The organism is Deltaproteobacteria bacterium (assembly GCA_026129095.1).
GTDB lineage: Bacteria > JAGRBM01 > JAGRBM01 > JAGRBM01 > JAHCIT01 > JAHCIT01.
In genome coordinates this window covers 24102-34537 of record JAHCIT010000016.1, presented here as the reverse complement: position 1 = coordinate 34537, position 10436 = coordinate 24102, and the positions used below count along the sequence as shown (strand labels likewise).

8 protein-coding genes and 1 tRNA gene are annotated in these 10436 nt (G+C 61.0%); 7 read left to right on the top strand and 2 right to left on the bottom strand.

Annotated features, from left to right (window positions below):
- Positions 1-76 precede the first annotated feature (76 nt).
- Positions 77-168, bottom strand: a tRNA-Ser gene (locus KIT79_15620).
- 407 nt (positions 169-575) lie between these two features.
- Between KIT79_15620 and recA the strand changes: the two genes are divergently transcribed.
- The 4 genes from recA (at position 576) to dinB (ending at position 5051) form a co-directional block, all read left to right on the top strand.
- Positions 576-1712 carry a recombinase RecA gene (gene recA, locus KIT79_15615; protein ID MCW5830735.1) on the top strand — a complete coding sequence of 379 codons (1137 nt, stop codon included), beginning with the start codon at positions 576-578 and terminating at the stop codon, positions 1710-1712.
- A 218-nt stretch (positions 1713-1930) separates the two neighbouring features.
- On the top strand, positions 1931-2641 hold the full coding sequence (locus KIT79_15610; protein MCW5830734.1) for a hypothetical protein: 711 nt from the start codon (positions 1931-1933) through the stop codon (positions 2639-2641).
- A gap of 312 nt (positions 2642-2953) precedes the next feature.
- Positions 2954-3850, top strand: a complete 897-nt coding sequence (locus tag KIT79_15605) for an RNA polymerase factor sigma-32 (GenBank protein ID MCW5830733.1) — start codon at positions 2954-2956, stop codon at positions 3848-3850.
- A 28-nt stretch (positions 3851-3878) separates the two neighbouring features.
- A complete protein-coding gene (gene dinB / locus KIT79_15600) occupies positions 3879-5051 on the top strand; it encodes a DNA polymerase IV (protein ID MCW5830732.1) in 1173 nt (390 codons plus the stop codon).
- 2 nt (positions 5052-5053) lie between these two features.
- On the opposite strand, the gene KIT79_15595 is transcribed toward dinB, so the two are convergent.
- Complete coding sequence (locus KIT79_15595; GenBank protein MCW5830731.1) at positions 5054-5812, bottom strand: PilZ domain-containing protein; 759 nt, start codon at positions 5810-5812, stop codon at positions 5054-5056.
- A gap of 182 nt (positions 5813-5994) precedes the next feature.
- Here KIT79_15595 and KIT79_15590 point away from each other — a divergent pair, with 182 nt between their 5' ends.
- The 3 genes from KIT79_15590 to KIT79_15580 all read left to right on the top strand — a co-directional run bounded on the left by KIT79_15590 (position 5995) and on the right by KIT79_15580 (position 10430).
- Positions 5995-7152 (top strand): hypothetical protein, encoded by a 1158-nt coding sequence (locus KIT79_15590; protein ID MCW5830730.1) that lies wholly within the window; start codon positions 5995-5997, stop codon positions 7150-7152.
- A gap of 192 nt (positions 7153-7344) precedes the next feature.
- On the top strand, positions 7345-8901 hold the full coding sequence (locus KIT79_15585) for a B12-binding domain-containing radical SAM protein (protein ID MCW5830729.1): 1557 nt from the start codon (positions 7345-7347) through the stop codon (positions 8899-8901).
- Between the two features lie 8 nt (positions 8902-8909).
- Positions 8910-10430 (top strand): cobalamin-dependent protein, encoded by a 1521-nt coding sequence (locus KIT79_15580; protein ID MCW5830728.1) that lies wholly within the window; start codon positions 8910-8912, stop codon positions 10428-10430.
- Positions 10431-10436 lie beyond the last annotated feature (6 nt).

Below are 10436 nucleotides of genomic sequence, written 5' to 3'. Positions count from 1 at the left end.
ACTCGACGGCGCAACCCTGCGCGGGGACTATAGAAAACCGTTCTCGTTCTGGGCGGAAAACGGCGATCGTCTCTTTTGGCGGAGAGTGAGGGATTCGAACCCTCGATACGGGTTTCCCCGTATAACGGCTTAGCAAGCCGCCGCCTTCAGCCACTCGGCCAACTCTCCGTATGGGAACGGCAGGAATTATCCGGCCGATTATGACCGGAAAGCGTTTGTTAGTAATCCCGTCCGCCGGTGAGGTCAAACCGTCCGGGCTGGTTCGGGCACCAGTTCGGTTTCCGAACCGCTGCCGCAGATGGAAAGCCCGGAAATACCGCCATTCCTGGCCGAAATTGCTTCAATAACCATCTGAAATTAAAAGTGTTTATGGCAGTGCCACGTCCTGTCATATGCCGGGGGCATACTCTCCGCAGATGCAGATGGTGGAGGCCAAGGAAGCCACCCTCTGGAGAAAACCGGAAGATTCCGGTTGCGTATACAAACCGAAAGCGGGTATAACCGTCTCGCACGCTGACATGTTCGGCCACGGTGAGGCGGGAACCCGGTGCATAACCTAAGGAAGGGATACTCTCATGCAGGATTCACGCAACCCCACCGACAACAGGCGGAAGGCGCTGGCCGACACGCTGGCCCAGATCGAAAAGGCCCACGGCAAGGGTGCCATCATGAAGCTGGGCGAGAACTCGACCCAGCAGGTCGAGGTGATACCGACCGGTTCCCTGGCGATCGATATCGCCCTCGGCGTGGGCGGCGTGCCCCGTGGCCGCATCGTCGAAATCTACGGTCCCGAGTCATCGGGCAAGACGACACTGGCTCTTTCCATCGTCGCCCAGGCGCAGAAGGCCGGCGGCATCTGCGGATTCATCGACGCCGAGCATGCCCTTGATGTGGGCTATGCAAAGAAGCTCGGCGTCAGGATCGACGACATCCTCATCTCCCAGCCCGACAATGGCGAGCAGGCCCTTGAGATCGCCGAGGCCCTGATCCGCTCCAATTCGATAGATGCGCTCGTGGTGGACTCGGTGGCCGCGCTCGTCCCCCGGGCCGAAATCGAGGGCGAGATGGGCGACTCCCTGCCGGGCCTGCAGGCCCGCCTCATGAGCCAGGCGATGCGCAAGCTGAATGCCGCCGTTGCCCGCAGCAACACCACGCTCATCTTCATCAACCAGATCCGCCAGAAGATCGGCGTCATGTTCGGCAGCCCGGAAACCACTTCCGGCGGCAACGCCCTCAAGTTCTACGCCTCGGTCCGCATCGACATCCGGCGGATCGGCGCGATCAAGCAGGGCGAGACGATGATCGGCAACCGCACCCGTGCCAAGATCGTCAAGAACAAGCTCGCTCCGCCGTTCCGTGAGGCCGAGTTCGACCTGCTCTACGGCGAAGGACCCTCGCGCGTAGGCGATATCCTGGACCTCGGCACCGAGATCAGCGTGGTCCAGAAGACCGGTTCCTGGTACAGCTACGGCACCGACCGCATCGGACAGGGCCGCGAACAGGCGGCGGGCTACCTGCGGGAGCACTCCGATTCGGCCGACGAGATCGAGCGGAAGATCCTCGAAAACCACGGCATCGTCCGGGTCCGCGCAGCCTCCCAGCCCGATACGGCCGACGGCGCCGGACGCAGCCCGGGAAGCAATGGGGAGGCAAAACCCCGCCCCGCGGCCACGGGCAAGAAACCTTCCCGCGAGGAGATCGCCGAGGCGTGAGCACAGAAATTCTCAACGGGCATTGAGAAAGAGGAAAACGGGAAGGGCGCCCCAGGCCCCTTCCCGTTCTCCTTTTCTGCCTGTTTTCAGGCAGGCAGCAGGGGTGCCCGATTTCCTTCGGGGAGGGGTGGCCATCCGTCAGGAATCCGCTACAATTTCATAACGATACGGAGAAATGTCCTGTGCCCCGCGGGGTGTCCCCGCAACGGAGATTTTTTATGGGTACCAAGCTGCCATTCAAACGCCGCGCCACGGGGCTCATGGCCCTTGCCACCCTGTGGACCGTGCTGGCGAGCTGCTCGGGCAAACCCGTGCCCGGTTCGCCCGAGTTTCGCGAGCGCATCAGGAAGGGTGACATCATCGTCTGGACGACACCGGTCGGAAGCCGCGGCCTGAACCTCGTCACCGCTGCCGGTGGCGCCAAGGCCTCGGTCCAGGGCGGGTGGGAGATCATCCTCGACGTCGAGAAATACCCCGAATTCCTCTTCGGCATGCTGGAAACGAAGATCGTCGAGGTGAAAAGCCCGAACAGTCCCACCGCGCACCGTATCCTGGAGTTCTACATCAACGCCCCGTTCCCGTTCCGGAATATCCGGACGAAGGTGGACATGACCTGCAACGAGGAGACCCTGTCCTGCGACTTCTTTGCCATCGAGGGCAATCTGCGCGAGATGTACGGCGGACTCCGCATCGAGGACTGGGGTGACGGCTTTGCGTCCATCACATTCCAGACGTTCGCCGACTTTGAGTACGACAACGTGCCTGCCAAGGTCATTAACGGCGTTACCGAGTGGGTTGTCCGCCGCTGGGCTGACGACATGAAAGGCCGCGTCCTCAAGGAGCCGTGGTTCAGCATGCCGCGCAAGCAGCGCAAGCAGATGCAGCCCGGCGAGATCAAGACCGAAGGCCTGGACGACCTGCTGCACTGATGGGCCCGGCGCTAGACGCGGCGGGAACCATCCGAATAACCTAGCGGGGTGACAAAGCGCACTCCCACCCGGCATGGACCACCAAAGGCTTCCGGCAAGCCGTCAAAAGCGGCTGCCGGAAGCCGGTCTGCCGCGCCATCCCGGAACTCCCGGACCAAACCGGCATCAAAACCAGCCCGCCCGGCCGTTTCAGCCGGCCGGCCACCAGGAGCGCGCCGCCTCCCCTCAGAGCCAGTTTCGAAAACCGGTCCGAAGCCGGATGAGGCGGAAAATCCCGCAGACGAGGCTCTGGATTTCATTCCCGAAACAGTAGTGGAGGCTGAACCTGCCACGGCGCTCGTTCCGGCAACTCCACCAGCCGAAACCAGTGAACCGATGGGGACGGCCCTCTCTAGCTACATGCGCGAGGCCGAGCGCTTCCCGATTCTCTCGCGGGAAGAGGAACACGAGATCGCTACCCGCTTTCACAAGACCCAGGATCCGGAGCTTGCCAAGAAGCTCATCACTTCGAACCTGAAGCTCGTGGTCAAGATCGCCTGGGAATACCACAACGCCTACAAGAATATTCTGGACCTCGTTCAGGAGGGGAATATCGGCCTGATGATGGCCGTGAAGAACTTCGACCCCTACCAGGGGGTGCGGTTATCATCTTATGCCCAGTACTGGATCCGGGCGTACATCCTCCGGTACCTCGTCAACTCCTATCATCTGGTGAAGCTCGGTACGACCCAGGCGCAACGCAAGCTCTTCTTCAACCTCCGCAAGGAGAAGGCCCGGCTTGAACGCGAAGGGTTCGTGCCGACCGCAAAGCTGCTGGCCGAGCGGCTTGACGTGAAGGAGAGCGAGGTCACCGAAATGGACCAGCGGCTCTCGCAGGGCGAGGTATCCATGGACGCGCCGCTCGGTGCCGACACGGAGATGACGCTCGGTGACACCCTTTCCGGAGATGACCGTCCGGTCGACGACCGGCTGGCCGATCACGAACGCATGGAGCGGTTCCGGGCGGCGATGAACGCCTACCGGGCGACGCTGGAGGAGCGCGATGCCGTCATCTTCGACCGGCGAATGGATACGGAAGAACCGGTGACACTCCAGGAAATCGGCGACCGGTTTGGCATCTCCAAGGAACGAGCCCGCCAGCTCGAAGAGCGGATCAAGCTGAATTTCCGCAAATTCCTGAACGACAACCGGGACAAGTACGCCATCTGAAACCGCACCAGCCGCGGAGTCACTGCGCATGGAAACCCGGCCACCGCTCATCGCCCATGTGGACATGGACGCCTTTTTTGTCTCCGTGGAGCGTCTCCTCGACCCCTCGCTCCGGGGCAAACCGGTCCTCGTGGGAGGCCGCTCTGCACGGGCCGTTGTCAGCGCTGCATCGTATGAGGCACGGAAATTCGGCTGCCGCTCGGCCATGCCCATGCGCCAGGCAATCCAGCTCTGCCCAGAAGCGGTCGTGCTGGATGGCAATTCGGCAGCCTACCGGGACTATTCGCACCGTGTATTTGCCGTGCTGGAGCGGCTCGCACCGGTCGTGGAGCCTGTATCGGTCGATGAAGCCTATCTGGACCTTACCGGCTGCGAGGGTCTCCTGGGGCCTCCACTGGCTGCCGCCCACCGGATCCATGCCGAAATCCTGAAAGAAACGGGGCTTGTGGCTTCAGTCGGTCTGGGAACCAACCGCACCATTGCCAAGATTGCATCGGGGCTGGCCAAGCCGGATGGCCTCCTGTGGGTTCCATCCGGATCGGAAGCCGCCTTCCTTGCCCCCATGTCCGTTGACATCATGCCGGGTGTCGGCCCGGCCGCCCGAAGCCGCCTGAACGGGGCCGGTATTTTCACACTGGGTGATGCCGCACGCCGAACGCCTGCGGAACTGGAGAAAAAGCTCGGCACACTGGGGGCGTGGATACACGAGAAAGCGACCGGCCACGGATCTGCGGAGCTGGAACCGAATTCGGAATCCAAATCGATGGGCCGGGAAACGACTTTCGAACGAGACGTGAAGGATATGGCCGAACTGGAACGGGTGCTTGCCACCCTGGCCGAGGATATTGGCTCAAGGCTCCGGCGGCACGGCGTCAAGGCCCGCACAGTGACAGTGAAGATCCGTGACGGAAAGTTCCGCACGATCACACGGGCCGAGACCCTGCCCTCCCCGACCGATACGGACGACCGGATCACGGAGACGGCCCGGCGCCTGTTCCGCGCAAACTGGCCCAGATCCCGCCCGGTCCGGCTCATTGGAGTCACTTGCAGCGGCCTCGGACGTGAAACACCCGCCCAGGGCGGCCTGTTTGACCCTCCCACGGACGTGAAGGCGCGTAAAATCGACGACACGCTGGACCAGCTACGGGCCCGTTTTGGCGGAAAAGCGGTCGTCCGGGGCCGGACGCTCAGGAAAAAATAGGATCACCGCCGGAGGCGCGTCTTCAGCCCAAGCAGCCCAAACAGCTTGTCAGCCGTCACCGGGCGGCGGACGAACAGGGAGGCATGGTGCATGAGGGCCGCCTTGCTGTCGAAATCCGCATCCCCCACCACGATCACCGAGCGCGGGCGCGGCTGTATACGGTCGTGAAGCCGGTCCAGGAATGCCAGCAGCATAGGGGCCGTTTCCGCCAGGAACACCACCACCGCCTCCGGCCGGACCCCGTGAGTGACCAGATCCTCAGCCTGGGCAATGGTCGCAGCCTCGGCCACATCGAGACCTGAATGGTCGAACAGGATCGACGCCTTGAGCCGTTCGGCTCCGCTCCCTCCCACCAGCAGTACCAGATCCTGGTTGCCGGCGGCACTGGCGTCATCCTCGGCCCTGAGACGCGCCGCATGGGAAATCTGGCTGAGATACTGGGCGAGCGGGGCCGGCAGCGTGTCGAAATAGACTCCCATGCCCGGCGGACGGCCCCGCGTGTCGTGGCACTCAGCAACAGCACGGGCAACCACGGCAGGGAAGTTCACCAGTCCATGCTCGCTCGGCACCAGAACACCGAGCGTCACCGGCGTGCCGGGCGGCAGTGGCTCGCGTGTACGGAGAAACACGCCCCGCTTCGACCAGTCAACCGACAGGAGCGTCTGTTCCGGCAGATTCCCCTCCGTACGGACATGGACCTTGAGGTCAATCGGAACGCGCCGGTTGGCACGGTTGTCCAGGAGGTCAATGACGGTCACCATCAGGTTTCAGCACACATCCCTGCAGCCGCCGGAATGAATGGCGGCCTGCTTACTGCCTGGGTATAGAATCGGCTCATGAACAGGTTTATGATTTTTTCCATTCGTGGCTATCAAGTTCCGCCGCCCATGATGGCAGGGAGGAAATCCTGACGGAATGGCCGGCGTTCCGTTTTGAATCAATCATGAGCCTCCGGTCCGCCACCTCTGGAATCCTGCTGATGATGTTCGCCCTCCTGGAAGGCGTGGCGGGGCTGTGGTTCGCCGTTTCGGTCCGCTCATGGTACGCAGAGGGTCAAAGCCTGAACCAGCTTCATAGTCCCCTCACGGCAGACCCAACGATTGCAGCCGCCGTTGCCTGCTGGTGCATCTCCGGACTGTTCATGTGGAAGGCGATGGTGGCTCTGGTTCCCGGCGACCGCGGAGCCAGTCCGGTTCTGGCCGCGCTGGCGGTTCCGGCCCTCCGGCTCATGCCTCTGGTTGCCAGCCATCCGGGTGATGTCCATGTCCTGGTTCTCTGTTTTGAGCGTGGCGCGTCCTTTGCCGTACTGGCCTTTGCTCATCGCGCCTTCAAGGCAGGCGGCCGGCCGAGCCTCCTGAAACGCCTCCCGGTTCCGGCCGCGTGGCTGGCGGGAACCTTCCTCGCCGGCCAGTTCCTGACGCCCCTCCGTATGTTCGCAACCGACGATTTTCGCCCGTTCATGCTTGGCAGCGCCGCCGTGTCCGCGCTGGCCTTCCTGCTGCTTGCGGCGGGCTATCTCACCGCGGCAAGGATACAGGACGGGGCCACCCCGCCTGCGGCGCCGGTGGCTTCGCTTCCATTCAGACTGCGAATGATGGTGCCGGTAGCAGCCATTCTTTCCGCCGTTATGCTGATGCACCTCATACCCACCGGCATCGGGTTTCGTCATGCCTACATGGAGCAGGACATCAGCCTGTGGCGGGAACCGGCTATTACCATTCTTGCCATCGCCGTCCTCGTCGCCCTCCTTCCACGGCACCTTTCTGCTGCCACCGCACTGGCCACCCTGCTCCTGACCGTCTCCGGCCTCCTCGCATTCGTCATTTCCGGAAACGGGGGATACCCGGCGGCGGTTCGTCTCGTCTGGGGCGCCGGGGCTGGCGCAATCATCGGCGCGTGTGTTCACTGGCGGCCTCACCCGGCGGCGGCAACAGGATGGCTCACCGTAATCATCGCCGCTTTCTGGCTGGCCGGGGAGTTCCGGCCGGAGCTTTTCCTCGCCAAAGAGGTGCTGCTCGGCGCAACCGTACTGACGGGGATCATTTTTGCAGCCGAAACGGCCGCCCTTTTCCGTCAACGGACTGAATCCCCGGTGAAGTGATACGGCCCACTTCCAGAACCTGCCGGAAAGATCTGGCGGGCTGCCCTATTTTATTGGGATTCAGCAGCCTTTGAGGGGTGCAGTCCCCGCCGGAGCATGATAGACTTATCCCTCACACAAGAGCCGTCGAGTGGCCGGAAAACCGGCGGTGGAAAACCGGCAGAACCGGAGTCCAGGAACCGATATTTGACGATGAAAATCGCGTTTGTATACCCAGCCTATGAAAGCCTCGCGGTCGAGTATCTCTCGGCCGTGCTCAAGCGCGAGGGACACGAGACCCGGCTTTTCTATGACCCGCAACTGTTCGACGACGCCTTCGTGCGCATCCCGTTCCTTGCGCGCCGGTTCGCCCGGACCGCCCAGGTCGCCCGGTCCGTCGTGGACTGGAACCCGGATATCGTCGCCTTCTCGGTCGTGACCGATGAATACCCCTGGTTCCAGGAGGTGGGGCGGCGGATCCGCGAGCTTTCCAGCGTGCCGATCATCGCTGGCGGCATCCACGTCACCAGCGCGCCGGAAGAAACACTCGCCGCCAACTCCTTTTGCAACTTCGCCATGCGGGGCGAGGGCGAGGAGGCGATTGTCGAGCTGGTGGACGCCATCGGGCGCGGCAAGGTCCGGCCCGACATGCCCAACCTCGTCATCCGCGAGGGCGGCCGCATCCGGGTCAACGAACCCCGTCCGCTGATCCGCGACCTCGACACCATCCCCTGGGCAGACAAGACGATGTACGAGAATACGGGGCTCTATCCGTCCGACGTCTATACGATCATGACGAGCCGGGGTTGTCCGTACAAATGCTCGTTCTGCAACTCGAACCTCCTGCACCGCGTGTATGAAGGCGATGACAACTACCTGCGGGCCCGTTCGGTTGACGACGTGATCGCCGAGCTCAAATGGGCAAAGACGGTCTACCGGCCGGTGGTCGTCAACTTCTACGACGAGATATTCGCCGTCGGCATGAAGTGGTTCGAGGAGTTCGCCCCGCGCTACGAGAAGGAAATCGGCATCCCCTACATGTGCTGCGTCTATCCGTCCATGGTGAACGAAAAGCGCGCCGAACTGCTGGGCCGTTCCGGCTGCGTCAAGGTGGACATGGGTGTGCAGTCGGTCTCGACCCAGGCGGGCAAGAAAAAGGCGATCCTGAACCGCGGGGAAAGCAACGACCAGGTGCGGGACGCGTTTGCACGGCTCCGGGCCAACCGGGTGGCTGTGGCCGCGGAGAACATCGTTAACCTGCCCGGCGAAACCGAGGACGATCTCGTGGAGATGGCCCGGTTCTACAATGAGCACCGTCCCGATGTGATCAAGTTCTACTGGCTCCGCTACTACCCGAACACGGAGATCGTGGAGACGGCCCGGCAGATGGGCTACCTCAGCGACACCGACGTCAGATCGCTGGATGCGGGCGCGGGACTGGGGTCGGTCATGACCGGCGGGTACAACCCCTCGCCGATGTCGCGGCAGTTCTACAACCTGTTTGTTCTCATCAAGGTGCTGCCGAAGAAAACCCTGAACGCAATTCTCGACCGGCGGCTCTGGCGGTTCCTGCCGCCATTCGGTTTCATGGGTGTTTCCTATGCCATTTCGCGGATGCTGAACCGCAGCGGAGCGAATGAGGAAGCCATGGTTCGCCGTTACCTCAAGCACTACGCGCATCATCTGGGGCTGAAGCGTTTTTTCAGCCCGGCCGCTGCCACATACTCGGAACCCCCAAACCTGAACCGGAAACAGCGCCAGGCTGCCTGAGGTGACCCATGAAACTGTTCTTCATCAATCCGCCGTCAAATTTTAGCTATGTCGATGTGTCCGTATGGATGGAACCACTGGGGCTCGCTTATATCTCGGCCGTTTGCCGCGATGCAGGGCATGATGTCCGGATACGGGACATGTTCAATTCCAAAGTGGAGGATGCCCGACGGCTGTTCGCCGAGCTAGACGAGTTTCAGCCTGACGTGGTCGGGTTTACCGCCATGACGGAAAACTTCAAGAACGGCTTGGAGTTCGCTAGGGCGGTCAAAGCCCGATACGGATGCAAGGTGGTTTATGGCGGCTGGCACGTATCCGGCGACCCCTCCGCGATACTCGACCCGGCCGTGGATTGCGTGGTCATTGGCGAGGGCGAGGAAACGATCCTGGAAGTTCTGGACTGTTTTGAAGGCAAGATGCAGATCGAGGAAGTACAAGGGATCGCGTACAAGACCCGAGACGGTTACCAGGCAACTGAACGCCGCACCCGGATCAAACGCATTACGAGCATACCGTTTCCTATGCGGGAAGGCCTTCCGATCAACCAGTTCCAATTCCATGCAATGCTGACCCATCCAGTAAAAAAATCACGGTTTCTCTCCGTACAGGCCTCGCGGGGCTGCCCGTACAAATGTACCTTCTGCCAGACACCGGCGCTGTGGGGAAGCGCATGGACCAGCCGGACTCCGGAATCAGTAGTTGATGAGTTGGAGCATCTCGCAAATAATTATGGAGTAAATAATGTTTTCTTTCGTGATGAAGAGTTCACGGTCCGTCCGCGATGGGTCGTGGAAATCTGCAATGAAATAGTGCGTCGGGGCATGGAAAAGAGTTTGCGCTGGGGTTCCTTTGCGCGGGTAGATGACATGTCGAAGGAATTAGTGGACACGATGTACGCTGCCGGATCCCGTTATATGGTATTAGGGCTTGAAGCCACTGACACCGAGCGGGGAGCTAAAATGAAAAAGCACTATGATATTGAAGAGGCATCTGCGTCCCTCCGCATGATAGCCGACAAGGGTATCACCATATCGGGTGGCTGGATTATAGGATTTCCTTGGGATACCCCAGAATCACTCGAAAAATCATTCCAGTGGCTCTTGAAACAACCAATCGATATGCTTGGCGTGTTTTTTGTCACACCGTTTGCAGGAACGGAATTCCGGCGGCAGGTTGATGAACAAGGGCTGCTGCTGACAGACGATACGGACCATTTCAACATACGTGAAGCAACTGTAAAGACGCCCCATATTCCCACCAAGGAGCTTTACCGGCTTCGGCAGGAGTTCACTCGGCGCTATTACCTCCGGCCAGCCTATGTGGGCCATCTGCTCAAGAAAATGTATATTCGGCCAGAACTGATACGGATTATTCCTGAAGCAATCCTGTCTTTTGCATTCAAAGGCCGACTGCCAAATATGTTGTTGAAGCAGGATACCGAAGAAGGTGCTGTGAGTAACTATTTCGCTTACAAGCTGCCTGCCGAACTATACCGGCCTCTGCGTCTCCAAACACAGTTCGCCGCATAAGTTACA

Coding starts and splice junctions, on each gene's coding strand:
- KIT79_15590 (MCW5830730.1), top strand. CDS start 5,995: ATGAGCCTCCGGTCCGCCACCTCTGGAATCCTGCTGATGATGTTCGCC.
- recA (MCW5830735.1), top strand. CDS start 576: ATGCAGGATTCACGCAACCCCACCGACAACAGGCGGAAGGCGCTGGCC.
- KIT79_15595 (MCW5830731.1), bottom strand. CDS start 5,812: ATGGTGACCGTCATTGACCTCCTGGACAACCGTGCCAACCGGCGCGTT.
- dinB (MCW5830732.1), top strand. CDS start 3,879: ATGGAAACCCGGCCACCGCTCATCGCCCATGTGGACATGGACGCCTTT.
- KIT79_15585 (MCW5830729.1), top strand. CDS start 7,345: ATGAAAATCGCGTTTGTATACCCAGCCTATGAAAGCCTCGCGGTCGAG.
- KIT79_15580 (MCW5830728.1), top strand. CDS start 8,910: ATGAAACTGTTCTTCATCAATCCGCCGTCAAATTTTAGCTATGTCGAT.
- KIT79_15610 (MCW5830734.1), top strand. CDS start 1,931: ATGGGTACCAAGCTGCCATTCAAACGCCGCGCCACGGGGCTCATGGCC.